Origin of the sequence: Pseudomonas sp. LLC-1 (genome assembly GCF_002992185.1) — a bacterium.
Taxonomy (GTDB): Bacteria; Pseudomonadota; Gammaproteobacteria; order Pseudomonadales; family Pseudomonadaceae; genus Aquipseudomonas; species Aquipseudomonas monteilii.
Map to the genome: position 1 here is coordinate 224608 of NZ_LUVY01000012.1, position 19436 is coordinate 244043.

Below are 19436 nucleotides of genomic sequence, written 5' to 3' on the forward strand. Positions count from 1 at the left end.
CTGACCAAAGGTCGGGCCTATAAAAGCGTCTTCAGGAAGGCGAACGCATCATGTCGTACAGTTCGTTCAGCAGCTTGCGCCGGCTGAACACCAGCTGCCAGCGGTGCCCGCCCAGCTGGCGCCACAGGCGCGCGGCGCGGATGCCGGCCAGCAGCAGGGCACGGATCTTGGAAGCGTTGCTGGCCTGCTGCAGGAAACGCATGTCGCCATGCACCTGGATGCGCTGGCGCAAGGTGCTGAGCGTGTCCTGATACAAGGCTCCGCTGGAAGCGATGACGTTTTCATGAACCAGGCCGAAATGCTCGGCCTGGGACTGGATTTGCGGCAAGCGGTTGCCGATGGTGTCGAGCAGGTCGCCACGCTTGTTCAGCTGGCGCTCCAGGCCCAGCATCGACAGGGCATAGCGCAGCGGCTCGCGCTGCAGGCTGCTGGGGTCGCGCTCCAGGGCGCCTGCCAGTGCACGGTAGCCGTCGCGCAGGTTCAGATCGTCGCCGCCGAACACTTCCAGGGTGTCCTTGGGGTCGCGGACCAGCAGGCTGCCGAGCATGCAGCCAATGTTGGCCTCGCTGGCCTGGCCGGTGCGGGCGATACGGTCAACCAGCACGGCGGCCTGGAATACACCGCCCAGGGCAATCAATTGCTCCTGCAGGTTGCTCATGCGCGCGGGCTCCACGGCTCGGCGGCTTCGATCACGCCGCCGCCCAGGCACACTTCGCCGTCGTAGAACACCACCGACTGGCCCGGGGTGACGGCGCGCTGCGGCTCGTCGAACACGGCGCGGTAGCCGGTTTCGGTCAGCTCAAGGGTGCATTGCTGGTCGCTCTGGCGGTAACGCACCTTGGCAGTCAGCTGGCGTGGGCGGCTGAGGTCGATCGGGTTGACCCAGAAGATCTCCGAGGCGAGCAGGGCGCGGGAGAACAACCATGGGTGTTCGTTGCCCTGGCCGACCACCAGCACGTTGCGGGTCAGGTCCTTGTGCAGCACGTACCACGGCTCGTCACCGGCATCTTTCAGGCCGCCAATCCCCAGGCCCTGGCGCTGGCCGATGGTGTGGTACATCAGGCCATGGTGGCGGCCGATCACTTCACCTTCAGTGGTTTCGATATCGCCCGGCTGGGCCGGCAGATACTGCTTGAGGAAGTCGCTGAAACGGCGCTCGCCAATGAAGCAGATGCCGGTGGAGTCCTTTTTCTTGGCGGTGGCCAGGCCGTGTTTCTCGGCAATGGCGCGCACCTCGGGCTTTTCCAGCTCGCCGACCGGGAACAGGGTGCGGGCGATTTCCTTGCCGCCGACGGCGTGCAGGAAGTAGCTCTGGTCCTTGTTCGGGTCCAGGCCCTTGAGCAGTTCGGTGAGCTCACCGGTGTCGCGGCGGCGTACGTAGTGGCCGGTTGCGATCAGGTCGGCACCCAGCGACAGGGCGTAGTCGAGAAACGCCTTGAACTTGATTTCGCGGTTGCAGAGGATGTCTGGGTTGGGCGTGCGGCCAGCCTTGTATTCTTCAAGGAAGTGCTCGAACACGTTGTCCCAGTATTCGGCGGCGAAGTTGGCGGTGTGCAGCTTGATGCCGATGCGGTCGCACACGGCCTGGGCGTCGGCCAGGTCTTCGCGGGCGGTGCAGTATTCGGTGCCGTCGTCTTCTTCCCAGTTCTTCATGAACAGCCCTTCCACCTGGTAGCCCTGCTCCATGAGCAGAAGGGCGGAGACGGAAGAGTCCACGCCGCCGGACATGCCGACGATGACGCGGGTCTTGGCGGGTTCTTTGAGTGCTGGGCTGGTCATGGGTACCGGTGTGTATCAGAGGGGAAAAACGCCGATTCTATCAAACCCGCGACGTTGCGTCAGTCGCGTAGCAGTTCGAGGCTGTGCAGGGGGCCTTTGAGGTAGTCGTCGAGGCAGCGCGGCACCAGCTCGCTGCGCCAGCGGGTGGGGTCGGCCAGCAGCTCGTCGCGGGTCAGCCACACGGCTCGGACGATGTCGCTGTCCAGGGCCAGGTCGGCGTGGTGGCGTACGGGGCGGGCGGCGAAGCAGATGCGCTGGTAGGTCACGCCGTTGCTGGGGGCGGTGTACAGGTAGATGCCGACTACACCGGTGAGCTCGACTTCCCAGGCGGTTTCTTCCAGGGTTTCGCGCAGGGCGGCCTGGGGCAGGGTCTCGTTGGATTCGAGGTGGCCGGCGGGTTGGTTGAAGACGTGCTGGTTGGCTTTGAACTCTTCGACGAAGAGGAACTTGCCTTCGTGCTCGACGATGGTGGCGACGGTGATGTGGGGTTGCCAGGTCATTGGTAAGTCCTTGTAGATTGCCGGGACCGCTGTGCGGTCCATCGCCGGCAAGCCAGCTCCCACAGGTACGGTGCAAGGCCTAAGGCATTCACAATACCTGTGGGAGCTGGCTTGCCGGCGATGGGCTGCACAGCAGCCCCAATCCCAGAAAGCACAAACCCCGGTGCGTGGCCGGGGTTTGTGCTGTTACTTCAAGCGAACCTTACAGTGCGGCAATGGCGCTGTTCAGGGTCTGGCTTGGGCGCATCACCTTGGCGGTCAGCTCGGCATCCGGGGCGTAGTAGCCACCGATGTCGGCTGGCTTGCCCTGAACGGCGTTGAGCTCGGCGACGATAGTCTCCTCGTTCTCGGTCAGGGTTTTTGCCAGCGGGGCGAAGCGTGCCTGCAGGGCAGCGTCGTCAGCCTGGGCAGCCAAAGCCTGGGCCCAGTACAGGGTCAGGTAGAAGTGGCTGCCGCGGTTGTCGATACCACCGACTTTGCGCGAAGGCGACTTGTTGGTGTCGAGGAACTTGCCGGTAGCCTGGTCCAGGGTGTTGGCCAGAACCTTGGCACGCGGGTTGTCGTAGGTGTTGCCCAGGTGCTCCAGGGAAGCGGCCAGGGCCAGGAATTCACCCAGCGAGTCCCAACGCAGGAAGTTCTCTTCAACCAGCTGCTGCACGTGCTTCGGAGCCGAACCGCCGGCGCCGGTTTCGAACAGGCCACCGCCGTTCATCAGCGGCACGATCGACAGCATCTTGGCGCTGGTGCCCAGCTCCATGATCGGGAACAGGTCGGTCAGGTAGTCGCGCAGCACGTTGCCGGTCACCGAGATGGTGTCCTTGCCTTCGCGGATGCGGGCCAGGGAGAACTTGATGGCGTCGACCGGGGCCAGAACACGGATGTCCAGGCCAGTGGTGTCGTGATCCTTCAGGTACTTTTGTACCTTCTCGATCATCACGCCGTCGTGGGCGCGGGCCGGGTCCAGCCAGAACACTGCAGGGGTGTTGCTCAGGCGGGCACGGTTGACGGCCAGCTTGACCCAGTCCTGGATCGGCGCGTCTTTGGTCTGGCACATGCGGAAGATGTCGCCAGCTTCGACGTTCTGCTCCAGCACGACGTTGCCCTTGCCATCGACCACACGGACCACGCCGTCGGCCTTGATCTGGAAGGTCTTGTCGTGGGAACCGTACTCTTCGGCCTTTTGTGCCATCAGGCCAACGTTCGGCACGCTGCCCATGGTGGTTGGGTCGAAGGCGCCGTTTTTCTTGCAGTCTTCGATGGTGGCCTGGTAGATGCCAGCGTAGCAACGGTCCGGGATCACGGCCTTGGCGTCTTGCAGTTCGCCAGCGGTGTTCCACATCTTGCCCGAGTCACGGATCATGGCCGGCATCGAGGCGTCGACAATGACGTCGCTCGGTACGTGCAGGTTGGTGATGCCTTTGTCGGAGTTGACCATGGCCAGGGCTGGGCGCTGGGCGTACAGGGCCTGGATGTCGGCTTCGATTTCGGCCTGCTTGTCGGCTGGCAGGTCCTTGATGCGGGCGTACAGGTCGCCGATGCCGTTGTTGGCGTTGAAGCCGACTTCAGCCAGTGCGGCGGCGTGCTTGGCCAGCACGTCGTTGTAGAACTCTTCGACGATGACGCCGAACATGATCGGGTCGGAAACCTTCATCATGGTGGCTTTCAGGTGTACCGACAGCAGTACGCCGGAGGCCTTGGCATCGGCGATCTGCTCGGCGATGAAGGCTTTCAGGGCCTTGCGGCTCATGGTGGCGCAGTCGATCACTTCAGCAGCTTTGACGGCGGTCTTTTCTTTCAGCACGGTGGTGCTGCCGTCTTTGGCAACCAGCTCGATGCGCAGGCTGTCGTCAGCTTCGATCAGGGCAGCTTTTTCGCTGCCGTAGAAGTCGCCCTGGGTCATGTGGGCAACGTGCGACTGGGAGTCGGCGGCCCAGGCGCCCATTTTGTGCGGGTGCTTGCGAGCGTAGTTCTTCACCGACAGCGGCGCGCGGCGGTCGGAGTTGCCTTCGCGCAGTACCGGGTTCACGGCGGAACCCTTGATGCGGTCGTAGCGGGCGCGGGACTCTTTTTCTTCCGCGGTGGCCGGCTCGTCGGCGTAGTCAGGGATGTTGAAGCCCTTACCTTGCAGTTCCTTGATCGCGGCTTTGAGCTGCGGTACCGAGGCGCTGATGTTCGGCAGCTTGATGATGTTGGCTTCAGGGGTGGTAGCCAGCTGGCCCAGTTCCGCCAGGTGATCGCCTACTTGCTTCTCTGCGCCCAGTTGCTCCGGGAAGGCGGCGAGGATACGGCCGGCCAGGGAGATGTCGCGGGTTTCGACGGCGATGTCAGCCGAAGCGGTGAAGGCTTCGACGATCGGCAGCAGCGAGTAAGTGGCGAGGGCGGGGGCTTCGTCGGTGAAGGTATAGATGATCTTGGAACGGGTGGGCATGCGGGTTAACTCTCTGTGTGCTGAGCGTGCTCGAGTCTCGTGGTGCGCAGGGTAGGCGCATCGCCCTGGCAACGCCATGAGCGGAAAGTCGAGAGGCTGCGAGCGGTGATGGTGGATGCATCAGTCGAGCGTCAAGTGCTGAACTGCGGTAACAGCCCAGGCTTTACGGCCATTCATGGCCTAGGGCGGTCCGCATTTTCCTGGGATTCGCCCCGATGACCCTTCGGTCGCGGCGGAGTATACCAAACCATTCGGGCTAATCAGCAAGGCCAAGTGATATCGGCCCATTTATAAGACCAAAGACTAAGCGGCAATGTGGCGGGTTGTCGCATGCCTTGCAGGTCGGCAGATGTGGTTTAGGCTCATTGCATCGCATGATGTCCAAACCACACCCGACAGCGGAGTAGTGCAAGCATGGGATACCAGAAAATCAAGGTTCCGACCGACGGCACCAAGATCACCGTCAATGCAGACCATTCGCTTAACGTGCCTGACCACCCGATCATTCCTTACATTGAGGGTGACGGGATCGGCGTCGATGTTTCGCCTGTGATGATCAAGGTGGTCGATGCCGCCGTGCAGAAGGCCTACGGCGGCAAGCGCAAGATTGCCTGGATGGAGGTGTACGCCGGCGAGAAGGCCACCCAGGTGTACGACCAGGACACCTGGCTGCCTCAGGAAACCCTCGACGCCGTGCGTGATTACGTGGTGTCGATCAAGGGCCCGTTGACCACCCCGGTGGGTGGCGGCATCCGCTCGCTCAACGTGGCCCTGCGCCAGCAACTGGACCTGTATGTGTGCCTGCGGCCGGTGCTGTGGTTCCAGGGTGTACCGAGCCCGGTGAAAAAGCCTGGCGACGTCGACATGGTGATCTTCCGTGAGAACTCCGAGGACATCTATGCCGGCATCGAGTGGAAGGCCGGCTCGCCCGAGGCCAACAAGGTGATCAAGTTCCTCAAGGAGGAAATGGGCGTCACCAAGATCCGCTTCGACCAGGACTGCGGCATTGGCGTGAAGCCGGTCTCGAAAGAAGGCACCAAGCGCCTGGTGCGCAAGGCGCTGCAATACGTGGTGGACAATGACCGCGAGTCGCTGACCCTGGTACACAAAGGCAACATCATGAAGTTCACCGAAGGTGCCTTCAAAGACTGGGGGTACGAAGTGGCCCGGGATGAGTTTGGCGCCGAACTGCTCGATGGCGGCCCGTGGATGAAGTTCAAGAACCCCAAGACCGGCCGCGAGGTGATCGTCAAGGACGCCATCGCCGACGCCATGTTGCAGCAAATTCTGCTGCGCCCGGCCGAGTACGACGTGATCGCCACCCTCAACCTCAACGGTGACTACCTGTCCGACGCCCTGGCGGCGGAGGTGGGCGGTATCGGCATCGCACCGGGCGCCAACCTGTCCGACACCGTGGCCATGTTCGAGGCCACCCATGGCACCGCGCCCAAGTATGCGGGGCAAGACAAGGTCAACCCGGGGTCGGTCATTCTCTCGGCGGAGATGATGCTGCGGCACATGGGTTGGACCGAGGCGGCCGACCTGATCATCAAGGGCACCAATGGCGCGATTGCGGCCAAGACCGTGACCTACGACTTCGAGCGGCTGATGGACGGCGCCACGCTGGTCGGCAGTTCAGGTTTTGGTGATGCAATGATCAAACATATGTAAGGCAAGAGAAAACCGGTCGCCTGGGTAAAGGGGCGACCGGTTTTTTCGTATTACGACACGGGGCGGCGATCAGGCGCGCACGGTTTCGCTCGCGGTCTGGCCTTGGGCCTTGGCAGCCGCAGCGGCAGCGGCGTCCATTATCTTGACCGCGTGCAGGCCTTTGGGGCCCTGGATGATTTCGAACTCCACGGCCTGGCCCGCCTTCAGTGTCTTGTATCCGTCCATCTGGATGGCCGAGTAATGAGCGAAAAGGTCATCGGATTTACCTTCCTCGTTGATGAATCCGTAGCCCTTGGCATTGTTGAACCACTTGACTTTACCGCTTGCCATCCCTATGTCCCTCTGCAAAGGACTCCATCACTGGAGTATCATCCACTTCATCCGCATACGAACCATGCGAAAAATCTGGTTGACTGCGCGGATCTTTATCGACCACGGTGGGTTCTTATTGGTTGTAACACCGTTTTGCCGATAGTCAAGGTCGCCCGGCGCCTGCGCCGTTCGTGGCCTGTGCGGTCAACCCACAACCTTAACCTGACGCTCATGATGAAATTCTTTCCATGCATGCACCTAGTGAGATTCGACTAACATTCAATCAGGATCGCCCGCAATCGAATGAGGACGACGGCTCAGGTCTTGCAGTTCAGGAAGCCAAGCCGATCCTGCAGGCGCCACCGATGTACAAGGTGGTTTTGTTCAACGATGACTACACGCCGATGGATTTCGTCGTCGAAGTGCTCGAGACGTTCTTTAATCTGAACCGCGAGCTGGCGACCAAGATCATGCTGACTGTCCATACCGAAGGGCGGGCAGTGTGCGGATTGTTTACCCGTGACATCGCCGAAACAAAGGCTATGCAGGTCAACCAATACGCCAGGGAAAGCCAGCATCCGCTACTCTGTGAAATCGAGAAGGACGGTTAATCGCCGACCACTTGGGTATGAGGTGAAGCTATGTTAAACCGCGAGCTCGAAGTCACCCTCAATCTTGCCTTCAAGGAGGCCCGTTCGAAGCGTCATGAGTTCATGACCGTCGAACATCTGCTGCTGGCACTCCTTGACAATGAGGCTGCCGCGACCGTTCTGCGCGCCTGTGGCGCCAATCTCGACAAGCTCAAGCACGACCTGCAAGAGTTCATCGATTCCACTACGCCGCTGATTCCTGTCAACGACGAAGACCGTGAAACCCAGCCGACCCTGGGCTTCCAGCGGGTGCTGCAGCGTGCCGTGTTCCACGTGCAAAGCTCCGGCAAGCGCGAAGTGACCGGCGCCAACGTGCTGGTGGCGATCTTCAGCGAACAGGAAAGCCAGGCTGTGTTCCTGCTGAAACAGCAGAGCGTGGCCCGCATCGACGTGGTCAACTACATCGCCCATGGCATCTCCAAGGTGCCGGGGCATGGTTCGCAATCTGAAAGCGACCAGGACATGCAGGACGAAGAGGGTGGCGAAACCTCCTCTTCGAGCAACCCGCTGGACGCCTATGCCAGCAACCTGAACGAGCTGGCCCGTGCTGGCCGTATCGACCCGCTGGTGGGCCGCGAGCAGGAAGTGGAACGCGTAGCGCAAATCCTGGCACGCCGGCGCAAGAACAACCCGTTGCTGGTGGGTGAGGCGGGCGTTGGCAAGACTGCCATCGCCGAAGGCCTGGCCAAGCGCATTGTCGATGGCCAGGTGCCCGACCTGCTGGCGCAAAGCGTGGTGTATTCCCTTGACCTGGGCGCGCTGTTGGCCGGTACCAAATACCGCGGCGACTTCGAGAAGCGCTTCAAGGCGCTGCTCGGCGAGCTGCGCAAGCGCCCGCAGGCGATCCTGTTCATCGACGAAATCCACACCATCATCGGTGCCGGTGCGGCATCGGGCGGGGTGATGGATGCCTCCAACCTGCTCAAGCCGCTGCTGTCGTCGGGTGAGATCCGTTGCATCGGCTCGACCACGTTCCAGGAATTTCGCGGCATCTTCGAGAAAGACCGTGCCCTGGCGCGTCGCTTCCAGAAAGTGGATGTCAGCGAGCCGTCGGTCGAAGACACCGTGGGCATCCTGCGCGGCCTGAAAGGGCGCTTCGAGAGCCACCACAACATCGAGTACAGCGACGAAGCCCTGCGCGCCGCCGCCGAACTGGCCTCGCGCTACATCAATGACCGGCACATGCCGGACAAGGCCATCGATGTGATCGACGAAGCCGGTGCCTACCAGCGCCTGCAGCCGGAAGCCATGCGCGTCAAACGCATCGATGTGCCTCAAGTCGAGGACATCGTCGCCAAGATCGCGCGGATTCCGCCAAAGCACGTCACCAGCTCCGACAAGGAGCTGCTGCGTAACCTTGAACGTGACCTGAAGCTGACCGTGTTCGGCCAGGACCAGGCCATCGACTCGCTGTCTACGGCCATCAAGCTGTCCCGTGCTGGCCTGAAGTCGCCAGACAAGCCTGTCGGTTCGTTCCTGTTCGCCGGCCCTACCGGCGTCGGCAAGACCGAAGCGGCGCGGCAGCTGGCCAAGGCGCTGGGCGTGGAGCTGGTGCGGTTCGACATGTCCGAGTACATGGAGCGTCACACCGTGTCGCGCCTGATCGGTGCGCCTCCTGGTTACGTAGGGTTCGACCAGGGTGGCTTGCTGACCGAGGCGATTACCAAGCAACCACACTGCGTATTGCTGCTCGACGAAATCGAGAAGGCCCACCCGGAAGTCTTCAACCTGCTGCTGCAGGTGATGGACCACGGTACGCTGACCGACAACAACGGGCGCAAGGCCGACTTCCGTAACGTGATCCTGATCATGACCACCAACGCGGGTGCAGAAACGGCAGCGCGGGCCTCGATCGGCTTCACCCATCAGGACCACGCGTCCGATGCCATGGAAGTGATCCGCAAGAGCTTTACGCCAGAGTTCCGCAACCGTCTGGATACCATTATCCAGTTCGGCCGCCTGAGCACCGAGACGATCAAGAGCATCGTCGACAAGTTCCTTATCGAACTGCAGGCGCAGCTGGAAGACAAGCGTGTGCTGCTGGAAGTCAGCGATGCCGCGCGCGGCTGGCTGGCGGTGTCGGGCTACGACGTGCAGATGGGTGCGCGGCCGATGGCGCGGCTGATCCAGGACAAGATCAAGCGGCCGCTGGCCGAGGAGATCCTGTTTGGCGAACTGGCCGAGCATGGTGGCGTGGTGCACGTCGACCTGCGCGATGGCGAACTGGTGTTCGACTTCGAGACCACGGCTGAGGTTGCCTGAATCGTCGGGGGCTGCTTTGCAGTCCCCTACAACCCGACAGGCACAAAAAAGCCCGGCACATGGCCGGGCTTTTTCATGGCTTGAGCTTAGCGCGCACGGTAAGTGATGCGGCCCTTGCTCAGGTCGTATGGCGTCAGTTCGACGCGGACCTTGTCGCCAGTGAGAATACGGATGTAGTTCTTGCGCATCTTTCCGGAGATGTGCGCGGTTACGACGTGCCCGTTTTCCAACTCCACGCGGAACATGGTGTTGGGCAGGGTGTCGACGACAGTACCTTCCATTTCGAAGCTGTCTTCTTTCGACATGCAGTAGAGCCCTCGGATCCAGTGTTGGCCCGACGCATATCCGCACCGGGCAAAAAAGTGGCGTGGATTATGCCCGAAAACTGTGTGTCAAGCCAATGCTTTCAGTTGAGGGTGACCCAGCGCTGGTTTATCAGCAATTCGATGGGCCGATACTGCGTCTTGTAGTTCATTTTCTTGCAGTTCTTGATCCAGTAACCCAGGTATACCGCCTCCAGGTCCTGGCGCAGGGCTTCGGTGATTTGCCACAGGATGGCAAAGCGGCCCAGGCTGCGTCGCTCTTCGTCCGGTTCGTAGAAGGTGTACACCGCCGACAGGCCGTTGGGCAACAGGTCGCACACGGCCACTGCCATCAAGCGGCCTTCCAGGCGGAACTCGTAGAACCAGCAGAACGGCAGGTCGCGCACCAGAAAGGTGGAAAACTGGTCGCGGCTGGGCGGGTACATGTCACCGTCGGCGTGGCGTGTTTCGATATAGCGCCGGTACAGCTCGAAATACTCTTCCTTGAAGGTTGGGCGCGCCGCCGTCACGGTCAGGTCGGCATTGCGCTTGAGGATGCGCCGTTGCTGGCGGTTGGGGATAAAGCGCGCCGCCGGGATGCGTGCCGGCACGCAGGCGTTGCAGTTCTGGCAGTGCGGGCGGTACAGATGGTCGCCACTGCGGCGGAAGCCCATTTCCGACAGGTCGGCGTACACGTTCACGTCCATCGGCTGGCTGGGGTCGAGGAACAGCGTGGTGGCCTGCTCCTCGGGCAGGTAGCTGCAGGAGTGGGGCTGAGTGGCATAAAACTTCAACCGCGCCAACTCTGTCATGATCAACCCCCTCGGTGAGACTTTGTTTTAAGTGTAAGCCAGCTACGGGAACTCGCCTAGGCAACCCACGTGGCGCTGTTGGGCTGGTCGAGGTGGCGTGCCAGGTAGCCAGCGAATTCGGCGCGGCTGATGGCGTGGGCGCCCAGGCTGTGCAGGTGGTTGGTGGGCATCTGGCAGTCGATCAGCACGAACCCGGCCTGACGCAGGTGGTTGACCAAGGTCACGAAGCCGACCTTGGAGGCGTTGTCGGCGCGGCTGAACATCGATTCACCGAAGAACAACTGGCCCATGGCCAGGCCGTACAGGCCGCCGACCAGTTCGCCGTCCTGGCGCACTTCCACCGAGTGGGCAATGCCGCGTCGGTGCAGTTCGCAGTAGGCGTTGCGCATGGTGTCGGTGATCCAGGTGCCGTCGGCGTAGTCGCGTGGCGCGGCGCAGGCGGCGATCACGGCCGGGAAGTCGGTGTCGAAGCTGACCTGGTAGCGGCCTTGGCGCATCAGCTTGGCCAGCGAGCGCGACACGTGCAGCTGGTCGGGCAGCAGCACCGTGCGCGGGTCCGGTGACCACCACAGGATCGGCTGGCCATCCTGGTACCACGGGAAGCAACCGTGACGATAGGCCTGTACCAGGCGCTCGGGGGTAAGGTCGCCGCCGGCGGCCAGCAGGCCGTTGGGGTCGTGCAGGGCCTTTTCCAGGGGCGGGAAGGTCAGCGAGTCGCGGGTCAGCCAGGTGAGCATGGTCTATCGTGCGGTGGGGGAGGGGAGAGGGCAGCATGGCTTGCGCGCATGGCAGGGTCAATGGTTGTGGCTGCTTTGCGGGGGGCGAATTCAGGCAATTTCCTACACATTCATGAAACCGCAGGCACCATCCGCTACATTTGCTGTCACACCTGTGCAAAAACACAGCATAAGCCTTTGTCACAAAAGAAAATGCATGCTCAAATTGCAGGTATATGAAAGTCGCCCCCGGCCAAACCCCCATACGGCGTGCCGCCATGGCGGCTGTCGGGCAGTAATGTTAAAAGTAGTGGTTCATTGGCCGCACCGCCGGCCGATCACTATTGGACGCGCAGCACGCGCAGGAATAGACGCGTTTTGAAGAAATCCACCGCAACCCCAGCTCCCTTGCCCGTGCCCCTGTGGCGGCAGCAGCTGCATTATCGCCTCAAGGAAGGTGCGTTGATCGCTGTCGGCGCCCTGTGCCTGTACCTGTGGATGGCCCTGCTGACCTACGACACTTCGGACCCGGGCTTCAGCCACACCGCCACCGTCGACCAGGTGCAGAATGCCGCCGGGCGTGCCGGCGCCTACTTCGCCGATATCCTGTTCATGGTGCTGGGTTACTTCGCCTATATCTTCCCGCTGCTGCTGGCGGTGAAGACCTGGCAGATCTTCCGCGAACGCCACCAGCCGTGGGACTGGAGCGGCTGGCTGTTCTCCTGGCGGTTGATCGGCCTGGTGTTCCTGGTGTTGTCCGGGGCGGCGCTGGCGCATATCCACTTCCATCCGCCGGCGAGCTTGCCGTTCTCTGCAGGTGGCGCATTGGGCGAAAGCCTTGGTGATCTGGCGCGCAACCTGCTGAACGTGCAGGGCAGCACGCTGATGTTCATTGCCCTGTTCCTGTTCGGCCTGACGGTGTTCACCGACTTGTCGTGGTTCAAGGTGATGGACCTGACCGGCAAGATCACCCTCGACCTCTTCGAACTGGTGCAGGGCGCCGCCAACCGTTGGTGGGAAGCCCGCAACGAGCGCAAGCGCCTGGAGGCGCAACTGCGCGAGGATGAGCCGGTGGTCAAGGCCGCGCCGATGGCCGCCGAGAAGCGTGAACCGGCCAAGCCGGCGTTGCGTGAGCGTATTTTCAAGCGTGAAGAAGCGCCGGCCCCGGTCGTTGAGCCCCGTGAGCCGACGCTTGGCCGTGAGCCTGTCGTGCCACCACGTGAGGCCACCCGTGAGCCCGTAGTGCCGCGTGAAACCGTGGTCCCTCGCGAGCAGCACGCCGCCCCGACGATCGTGCCACCCGCTGCCGCCAAGGCTCCGGAGCCGAGCAAGCGGGTGATGAAGGAAAAGCAGGCACCGCTGTTCATCGACAGCGCGGTGGAAGGCACCTTGCCGTCGATTTCCATCCTCGACCCTGCCGAGCAGAAGAAAATCGAGTATTCGCCAGAGTCCCTGGCCGGTGTCGGCCAACTGCTGGAAATCAAACTCAAGGAATTCGGTGTAGAAGTGTCGGTGGACTCGATCCACCCCGGGCCGGTGATTACCCGTTACGAAATTCAGCCGGCCGCTGGCGTGAAGGTCAGTCGCATCGCCAACCTGGCCAAGGACCTGGCGCGCTCGCTGGCCGTGACCAGCGTGCGCGTGGTCGAGGTGATCCCCGGCAAGACCACCGTGGGTATCGAGATCCCCAACGAAAACCGGCAGATGGTGCGCTTCTCCGAGGTGCTGGCCACGCCGCAGTACGACGAACAGAAGTCCCCGGTCACGCTGGCCCTGGGCCATGACATCGGCGGTAAGCCGGTGATTACCGACCTGGCCAAGATGCCCCACCTGCTGGTGGCCGGTACTACCGGCTCCGGTAAGTCGGTGGGTGTGAACGCGATGATCCTGTCGATTTTGTTCAAGTCCAGCCCGGAAGACGCGCGGCTGATCATGATCGACCCGAAAATGCTCGAACTGTCGATCTACGAAGGCATCCCGCACTTGCTGTGCCCGGTGGTCACCGACATGAAGGACGCCGCCAACGCCTTGCGCTGGAGCGTGGCCGAGATGGAGCGGCGCTACAAGCTGATGGCGGCCATGGGCGTGCGTAACCTGGCCGGCTTCAACCGCAAGATCAAGGACGCCCAGGAAGCCGGCGAAATCATTCACGACCCGCTGTACCGCCGCGAGAGCATGGACGACGAGCCGCCAGCGCTGAAAACCTTGCCGACCATCGTGGTGGTGGTGGACGAGTTTGCCGACATGATGATGATCGTCGGCAAGAAGGTCGAAGAGCTGATCGCCCGTATCGCCCAGAAGGCGCGGGCAGCCGGTATTCACCTGATTCTCGCCACCCAGCGCCCGTCGGTGGATGTCATTACCGGCCTGATCAAGGCCAACATTCCGACCCGCATGGCGTTCCAGGTGTCGAGCAAGATCGACTCACGCACCATCATCGACCAGGGTGGTGCCGAGCAGCTGTTGGGTCATGGTGACATGCTGTACATGCCACCGGGTACCAGCCTGCCAATCCGCGTGCACGGTGCGTTCGTTTCCGACGACGAAGTGCACCGTACGGTCGAAGCGTGGAAGCTGCGCGGCGCGCCGGATTACAACGACGACATCCTCAACGGTGTGGAAGAAGCCGGCAGTGGCTTCGACGGCGGCGGCGGTGGTGGCGGTGATGGTGAAGATTCGGAGAGCGACGCCCTGTATGATGAGGCTGTGCAGTTCGTGCTGGAAAGCCGCCGCGCGTCCATTTCGGCTGTGCAGCGCAAGCTGAAGATCGGTTACAACCGCGCCGCCCGCATGATCGAAGCCATGGAAATGGCCGGCGTGGTCACCCCCATGAACAGCAACGGCTCGCGGGAAGTGATTGCCCCGGGCGGCCCGCGCGACTGAAGAACACCTTGCCGGGCGCCAACGGTGGCGCCCGGCCTTTTCAATGCTCAATGAGGATTCCCATGCGCGCGATTCGCATGCTGTTGGTTTCTGCCCTGACCCTGGGCTCGGTTACTGCTTATGCCGGTGAGCAAGACGTACAACGCCTGACCCAGTTGCTGGAAAAGTCGCAGACCATCGAGGCCAACTTCTCCCAGCTGACCCTGGGCGCCGATGGCACCAGCCTGCAGGAAACCTCGGGCAAGATGGCGGTCAAGCGCCCGGGCCTGTTCTACTGGCACACTGATGCACCGCAGGAGCAGGTGGTGGTTTCGGACGGCAAGAACGTCACCCTGTGGGACCCGGACCTGGAACAGGCCACCATCAAGAAGCTCGATGTGCGACTGAACCAGACCCCTGCGCTGCTGCTGTCCGGTGATGTGTCGAAGATCAGCCAGAGTTTCGACATTGCTTCCAAGGAGCAGGGCGAGGTGATGGACTTCACCCTCAAGCCGAAGACCAAGGACACCCTGTTCGACTCGCTGCGCGTGTCGTTCCGCAAAGGCCTGATCAATGACATGCAGCTGATCGACAGTGTCGGCCAGCGCACCAACATCCTGTTCAATGGCGTCAAGGCCAACCAGGCGGTGCCGGACAGCCAGTTCAAGTTCGACATCCCCAAAGGCGCGGACGTGATCAAGGAGTAACCAAGGCTCACCATGGACCTGTTTCGAAGCGAACCCGTCGCCCAGCCCCTGGCCGCTCGCCTGCGCCCGTCCAACCTGGACGAGTACGTGGGCCAGGAGCACCTGCTGGCGCGCGGAAAGCCGCTGCGCGAGGCGCTGGAACAGGGTGCGCTGCACTCGATGATCTTCTGGGGGCCGCCGGGGGTGGGCAAGACCACCCTCGCGCGGCTGCTGGCGCAGTTTTGTGACGCGCATTTCGAAACCGTGTCGGCGGTACTGGCCGGGGTGAAAGAAATCCGCCAGGCCGTTGAAGTGGCCAAGCAGCAGGCCGGCCAGTATGGCCGCCGCACCATCCTGTTCGTCGACGAAGTGCACCGCTTCAACAAGTCGCAGCAGGATGCCTTCTTGCCCTACGTGGAAGACGGCACGCTGCTGTTCATCGGCGCCACCACTGAAAACCCGTCCTTCGAGCTGAACAACGCGCTGCTGTCGCGGGCGCGGGTGTACGTGCTCAAAAGCCTGGACGAGGCGGCACTGCGCAAACTGGTCAACCGCGCGCTGACCGAAGAGCGCGGCCTGGGCAAGCGCAACCTGCGGGTGGGCGACGATGCTTTCAAGATGCTGATGGCTGCCGCCGATGGCGATGGCCGGCGCATGCTCAACTTCCTTGAGAACGCCTCGGACCTGGCCGAAGACGGCAGCGAAATCGACGTCGAGATGCTGCAAAGCCTGCTCGGTGACAGCCGCCGTCGTTTCGACAAGGGGGGCGAGGCGTTCTACGACCAGATCTCAGCGCTGCACAAGTCGGTGCGCGGCTCCAACCCCGATGGCGCCCTGTACTGGTTTGCGCGCATGCTCGACGGTGGTTGCGACCCGCTGTACATCGCCCGCCGTGTGGTGCGCATGGCCAGCGAGGATATCGGTAACGCCGACCCGCGAGCGCTCAGCCTGTGCCTGGCGGCGTGGGATGTGCAGGAGCGCCTGGGCAGCCCCGAAGGCGAGCTGGCAGTGGCCCAGGCCATCACTTACCTGGCCTGCGCGCCGAAGAGCAACGCGGTGTACATGGGCTTCAAGACCGCCCTGCGCGAAGCGGCCGAACATGGCTCGCTGGAGGTGCCACTGCACTTGCGCAACGCCCCGACCAAACTGATGAAACAACTGGGCTACGGCGACGAGTACCGCTATGCCCATGATGAGCCCGACGCTTATGCCGCCGGTGAAGACTACTTCCCCGATGAACTGGAGCCTCGCCAGTACTACGAGCCAGTGCCCCGTGGCCTGGAACTGAAGATTGGCGAGAAGCTACGCCACCTGGCCGAGCTCGACCGCAACAGCCCCCGTCAACGGAGAAAACCGTGATTGCACTCATCGCCGCGGTCAGCGCGGGCGGTATCGCCGGCACCTTGTTGCGCTTTGCTACCGCCAACTGGGTAGCGGCCCACTGGCCACGGCACTTCTATGCCGGTACGCTGGCGGTCAACCTGGTTGGCTGCCTGCTGATCGGCCTGCTCTATGGCCTGTTCCTGCACAAGCCGCTGGCGCCGGTCGAGCTGCGCGCCGGCCTGATTGTCGGTTTCCTCGGTGGCCTGACAACCTTTTCCTCCTTCTCGCTCGATACCGTGCGCCTGATGGAAAGCGGGCAGGTGCCCCTTGCCTTGGGCTATACCAGTATCAGCGTGGTGGGCGGGCTGCTCGCGACCTGGGCCGGCCTGTCCCTGACCCGATTCTGAACCAACACCTACTTATAACGAGAGAACGATATGCTCGATTCCAAACTGTTACGCGGCCAACTTCAGGAAGTGGCAGATCGCCTGGCCTCCCGTGGCTTCAGCCTGGATGTCGCGCGCATCGAATCACTGGAAGAGCGCCGCAAGGCAGTGCAGACCCGCACCGAGCAGCTGCAAGCCGAGCGCAACGCCCGTTCCAAATCCATCGGCCAGGCCAAGGCCAAGGGCGAAGACATCGCGCCATTGATGGCCGACGTCGAGCGCATGGCCAATGAGCTGGCTGCTGGCAAGACCGAACTGGACGCCATCCAGGCTGAACTGGACGGTATCCTGCTGACCATCCCCAACCTGCCGGACGCCAGCGTACCGGTCGGTGTCAGCGAAGACGACAACGTCGAAGTGCGCCGTTGGGGCACGCCGAAGGCCTTCGACTTCGAAATCAAAGACCACGTCGCCCTGGGCGAAGTCAGCGGTGGCCTGGACTTCGAAGCCGCTGCCAAGCTGTCCGGCGCCCGTTTTGCCGTGCTGCGTGGCCCGATCGCCCGCCTGCACCGCGCCCTGGCGCAATTCATGATCAACCTGCACACCGGCGAGCACGGCTACGAGGAGCACTACACCCCGTACCTGGTGCAGGCCCCGGCCCTTCAAGGCACTGGCCAGCTGCCGAAGTTCGAGGAAGACCTGTTCAAGATCACCCGCGAAGGTGAGGCGGACTTCTATCTGATCCCGACCGCCGAAGTGTCGCTGACTAACCTGGTGGCCGGTGAGATCCTCGACGCCAAGCAGCTGCCGCTGAAACTGGTTGCCCACACCCCGTGCTTCCGCAGTGAAGCCGGTGCTTCCGGCCGTGACACCCGCGGCATGATCCGCCAGCACCAGTTCGACAAGGTCGAGATGGTGCAGGTGGTAGAACCGGCCAAGTCGATGGAAGCCCTGGAAGGCCTGACCGCCAACGCCGAACGTGTACTGCAACTGCTGGAACTGCCTTATCGCGTACTGGCCCTGTGCACGGGCGACATGGGCTTTGGCGCCGTCAAAACCTACGACCTGGAAGTGTGGGTACCGAGCCAGGACAAGTACCGCGAAATCAGCTCGTGCTCCAACTGCGGCGACTTCCAGGCGCGCCGCATGCAGGCCCGCTGGCGCAACCCGGAAACCGGCAAGCCAGAGTTGGTGCACACCCTCAACGGCTCCGGCCTGGCCGTCGGCCGTACCCTGGTTGCCGTGCTGGAAAACTACCAGCAGGCCGATGGTTCGATCCGGGTGCCGGACGTGCTGAAGCCTTACATGGGCGGCGTCGAGGTCATCCGCTAAATGGATTACCTGCCGCTGTTCCACAAGCTGCAGGGCGGCCGCGTGCTGGTCGTCGGCGGCGGTGAGATCGCCTTGCGCAAGGCGCGCCTGCTGGCGGATGCCGGTGGCGTGCTGCGCGTGGTGGCGCCGGATGTCGACGGCCAGTTGGCTGCGTTGGCCCGGGAGGGTGGCGGTGAGGTGCTGGTGCGTGGCTATCAGGCCGCTGACCTGGTCGGTTGCCGGCTGGTGATCGCAGCAACCGACGACCCAGGGCTGAACGCCCAGGTGTCGGCGGATGCGCAGGCCCTCAGCCTGCCGGTCAACGTGGTGGATGCACCGGCCCTGTGCACGGTGATCTTCCCGGCGATCGTTGACCGTTCACCCCTGGTGATTGCGGTATCCAGTGGCGGTGACGCCCCGGTACTGGCACGGTTGATTCGTGCCAAGCTGGAGGCCTGGATTCCGTCGGCCTATGGTGAGCTGGCCGGGCTGGCAGCGCGCTTTCGGCACAAGGTGAAATCCTTGTACCCGGACGTCAACCAGCGCCGCGGCTTCTGGGAAACCGTGTTCCAGGGGCCGATTGCCGAGCGCCAGCTGGCCGGGCAGGGCGTCGAAGCCGAACGCCTGTTGCAGGCGATGGTAGACGGCGCGCCGGTGCAGCAGGGGGGCGAGGTTTACCTGGTAGGTGCGGGCCCGGGTGATCCGGACTTGCTCACCTTCCGTGCCTTGCGCCTGATGCAGCAGGCCGACGTGGTGCTGTACGACCGCCTGGTGGCTCCTGCGATCATCGAGATGTGCCGGCGTGATGCCGAGCGTATCTACGTGGGTAAGCGCCGCGCCGACCATGCTGTGCCGCAGGACCAGATCAACCGGCTGCTGGTCGATTTGGCCCAGCAGGGCAAGCGTGTGCTGCGACTTAAAGGTGGCGACCCGTTCATCTTTGGCCGTGGTGGCGAAGAGATCGAAGAGCTGGCCGAGCATGGCATTCCGTTTCAGGTGGTGCCAGGCATTACGGCGGCCAGCGGCTGTTCCGCTTATGGCGGGATTCCGCTGACTCACCGCGACTACGCCCAGTCGGTGCGTTTCGTGACCGGGCACCTGAAGGATGGCACCAGCAACCTGCCGTGGGATGACTTGGTGGCGCCAGCGCAGACCTTGGTGTTCTACATGGGGTTGGTGGGCTTGCCGACCATCTGTGCCGAGCTGATTCGCCATGGGCGGGCGGCGAGTACGCCAGCTGCGTTGGTTCAGCAGGGCACTACGCGTAACCAGCGGGTGTTTACCGGTACCCTGGCGGATTTGCCAGAGCTGGTGGCGCGGCATGAAGTGCATGCGCCTACCCTGGTGATTGTGGGGGAGGTCGTGCAACTGCGTGAAAAACTGGCCTGGTTTGAAGGTTCGCAGAACAGCTGATATTGCTGGGGCTGCAAAGCAGC

The 19436-nt window shown here is 62.6% G+C and carries 17 protein-coding genes; 9 read left to right on the top strand and 8 right to left on the bottom strand.

Annotated elements, in window-relative coordinates:
- Positions 1–31: 31 nt before the first annotated feature.
- From hflD to A0O30_RS11870, 4 genes are all read right to left on the bottom strand, one after another.
- Positions 32–658: a high frequency lysogenization protein HflD gene (hflD, locus tag A0O30_RS11855; RefSeq protein WP_016711506.1), complete on the bottom strand. Its 627-nt coding sequence runs from the start codon at positions 656–658 to the stop codon at positions 32–34.
- Positions 655–1779 carry a tRNA 2-thiouridine(34) synthase MnmA gene (gene mnmA / locus A0O30_RS11860; protein ID WP_105946612.1) on the bottom strand — a complete coding sequence of 375 codons (1125 nt, stop codon included), beginning with the start codon at positions 1777–1779 and terminating at the stop codon, positions 655–657. Before mnmA ends, hflD begins: the two co-directional genes overlap by 4 nt.
- Positions 1780–1838: 59 nt before the next feature.
- Positions 1839–2279, bottom strand: a complete 441-nt coding sequence (locus A0O30_RS11865; RefSeq protein WP_105946613.1) for an NUDIX hydrolase — start codon at positions 2277–2279, stop codon at positions 1839–1841.
- A 202-nt stretch (positions 2280–2481) separates the two neighbouring features.
- Complete coding sequence (locus A0O30_RS11870; RefSeq protein WP_105946614.1) at positions 2482–4707, bottom strand: NADP-dependent isocitrate dehydrogenase; 2226 nt, start codon at positions 4705–4707, stop codon at positions 2482–2484.
- 414 nt (positions 4708–5121) lie between these two features.
- Here A0O30_RS11870 and icd point away from each other — a divergent pair, with 414 nt between their 5' ends.
- On the top strand, positions 5122–6378 hold the full coding sequence (gene icd / locus A0O30_RS11875; protein WP_105946615.1) for an NADP-dependent isocitrate dehydrogenase: 1257 nt from the start codon (positions 5122–5124) through the stop codon (positions 6376–6378).
- 69 nt (positions 6379–6447) lie between these two features.
- Here the strand turns inward: icd and cspD are convergent, their stop codons facing one another.
- Positions 6448–6708: a cold shock domain-containing protein CspD gene (gene cspD / locus A0O30_RS11880; RefSeq protein ID WP_105946616.1), complete on the bottom strand. Its 261-nt coding sequence runs from the start codon at positions 6706–6708 to the stop codon at positions 6448–6450.
- Positions 6709–6938: 230 nt separating this feature from the next.
- Here cspD and clpS point away from each other — a divergent pair, with 230 nt between their 5' ends.
- On the top strand, positions 6939–7301 hold the full coding sequence (gene clpS, locus A0O30_RS11885; protein WP_013973290.1) for an ATP-dependent Clp protease adapter ClpS: 363 nt from the start codon (positions 6939–6941) through the stop codon (positions 7299–7301).
- Between the two features lie 30 nt (positions 7302–7331).
- Positions 7332–9602, top strand: a complete 2271-nt coding sequence (gene clpA / locus A0O30_RS11890) for an ATP-dependent Clp protease ATP-binding subunit ClpA (protein WP_104834320.1) — start codon at positions 7332–7334, stop codon at positions 9600–9602.
- Between the two features lie 86 nt (positions 9603–9688).
- Here clpA and infA read toward each other — a convergent pair whose 3' ends face one another.
- The 3 genes from infA to aat all read right to left on the bottom strand — a co-directional run bounded on the left by infA (position 9689) and on the right by aat (position 11453).
- Complete coding sequence (gene infA / locus A0O30_RS11895; protein ID WP_002553999.1) at positions 9689–9907, bottom strand: translation initiation factor IF-1; 219 nt, start codon at positions 9905–9907, stop codon at positions 9689–9691.
- A gap of 101 nt (positions 9908–10008) precedes the next feature.
- Positions 10009–10716 carry an arginyltransferase gene (locus A0O30_RS11900; protein ID WP_016711499.1) on the bottom strand — a complete coding sequence of 236 codons (708 nt, stop codon included), beginning with the start codon at positions 10714–10716 and terminating at the stop codon, positions 10009–10011.
- Between the two features lie 56 nt (positions 10717–10772).
- The gene (aat, locus tag A0O30_RS11905; RefSeq protein ID WP_019096728.1) at positions 10773–11453 is read right to left on the bottom strand and encodes a leucyl/phenylalanyl-tRNA--protein transferase; all 681 of its coding nucleotides are present in this window, start codon (positions 11451–11453) and stop codon (positions 10773–10775) included.
- A gap of 297 nt (positions 11454–11750) precedes the next feature.
- Here aat and A0O30_RS11910 point away from each other — a divergent pair, with 297 nt between their 5' ends.
- The 6 genes from A0O30_RS11910 to cysG all read left to right on the top strand — a co-directional run bounded on the left by A0O30_RS11910 (position 11751) and on the right by cysG (position 19413).
- Complete coding sequence (locus A0O30_RS11910; protein ID WP_371920895.1) at positions 11751–14315, top strand: DNA translocase FtsK; 2565 nt, start codon at positions 11751–11753, stop codon at positions 14313–14315.
- 62 nt (positions 14316–14377) lie between these two features.
- Positions 14378–15001 carry an outer membrane lipoprotein chaperone LolA gene (gene lolA / locus A0O30_RS11915; RefSeq protein ID WP_019096729.1) on the top strand — a complete coding sequence of 208 codons (624 nt, stop codon included), beginning with the start codon at positions 14378–14380 and terminating at the stop codon, positions 14999–15001.
- A gap of 12 nt (positions 15002–15013) precedes the next feature.
- A complete protein-coding gene (locus tag A0O30_RS11920; protein ID WP_105946618.1) occupies positions 15014–16339 on the top strand; it encodes a replication-associated recombination protein A in 1326 nt (441 codons plus the stop codon).
- A complete protein-coding gene (gene crcB, locus A0O30_RS11925) occupies positions 16336–16710 on the top strand; it encodes a fluoride efflux transporter CrcB (RefSeq protein ID WP_016711494.1) in 375 nt (124 codons plus the stop codon). Before A0O30_RS11920 ends, crcB begins: the two co-directional genes overlap by 4 nt.
- Before the next feature lie 30 nt (positions 16711–16740).
- Positions 16741–18021, top strand: coding sequence for a serine--tRNA ligase (gene serS / locus A0O30_RS11930; RefSeq protein WP_105946619.1), 1281 nt, complete (start codon positions 16741–16743; stop codon positions 18019–18021).
- Positions 18022–19413 (top strand): siroheme synthase CysG, encoded by a 1392-nt coding sequence (gene cysG / locus A0O30_RS11935; protein WP_105946620.1) that lies wholly within the window; start codon positions 18022–18024, stop codon positions 19411–19413.
- The last annotated feature ends 23 nt before the right edge of the window (positions 19414–19436 follow it).

Coding starts and splice junctions, on each gene's coding strand:
- hflD (WP_016711506.1), bottom strand. CDS start 658: ATGAGCAACCTGCAGGAGCAATTGATTGCCCTGGGCGGTGTATTCCAG.
- mnmA (WP_105946612.1), bottom strand. CDS start 1,779: ATGACCAGCCCAGCACTCAAAGAACCCGCCAAGACCCGCGTCATCGTC.
- A0O30_RS11865 (WP_105946613.1), bottom strand. CDS start 2,279: ATGACCTGGCAACCCCACATCACCGTCGCCACCATCGTCGAGCACGAA.
- A0O30_RS11870 (WP_105946614.1), bottom strand. CDS start 4,707: ATGCCCACCCGTTCCAAGATCATCTATACCTTCACCGACGAAGCCCCC.
- icd (WP_105946615.1), top strand. CDS start 5,122: ATGGGATACCAGAAAATCAAGGTTCCGACCGACGGCACCAAGATCACC.
- cspD (WP_105946616.1), bottom strand. CDS start 6,708: ATGGCAAGCGGTAAAGTCAAGTGGTTCAACAATGCCAAGGGCTACGGA.
- clpS (WP_013973290.1), top strand. CDS start 6,939: ATGCATGCACCTAGTGAGATTCGACTAACATTCAATCAGGATCGCCCG.
- clpA (WP_104834320.1), top strand. CDS start 7,332: ATGTTAAACCGCGAGCTCGAAGTCACCCTCAATCTTGCCTTCAAGGAG.
- infA (WP_002553999.1), bottom strand. CDS start 9,907: ATGTCGAAAGAAGACAGCTTCGAAATGGAAGGTACTGTCGTCGACACC.
- A0O30_RS11900 (WP_016711499.1), bottom strand. CDS start 10,716: ATGACAGAGTTGGCGCGGTTGAAGTTTTATGCCACTCAGCCCCACTCC.
- aat (WP_019096728.1), bottom strand. CDS start 11,453: ATGCTCACCTGGCTGACCCGCGACTCGCTGACCTTCCCGCCCCTGGAA.
- lolA (WP_019096729.1), top strand. CDS start 14,378: ATGCGCGCGATTCGCATGCTGTTGGTTTCTGCCCTGACCCTGGGCTCG.
- A0O30_RS11920 (WP_105946618.1), top strand. CDS start 15,014: ATGGACCTGTTTCGAAGCGAACCCGTCGCCCAGCCCCTGGCCGCTCGC.
- serS (WP_105946619.1), top strand. CDS start 16,741: ATGCTCGATTCCAAACTGTTACGCGGCCAACTTCAGGAAGTGGCAGAT.
- cysG (WP_105946620.1), top strand. CDS start 18,022: ATGGATTACCTGCCGCTGTTCCACAAGCTGCAGGGCGGCCGCGTGCTG.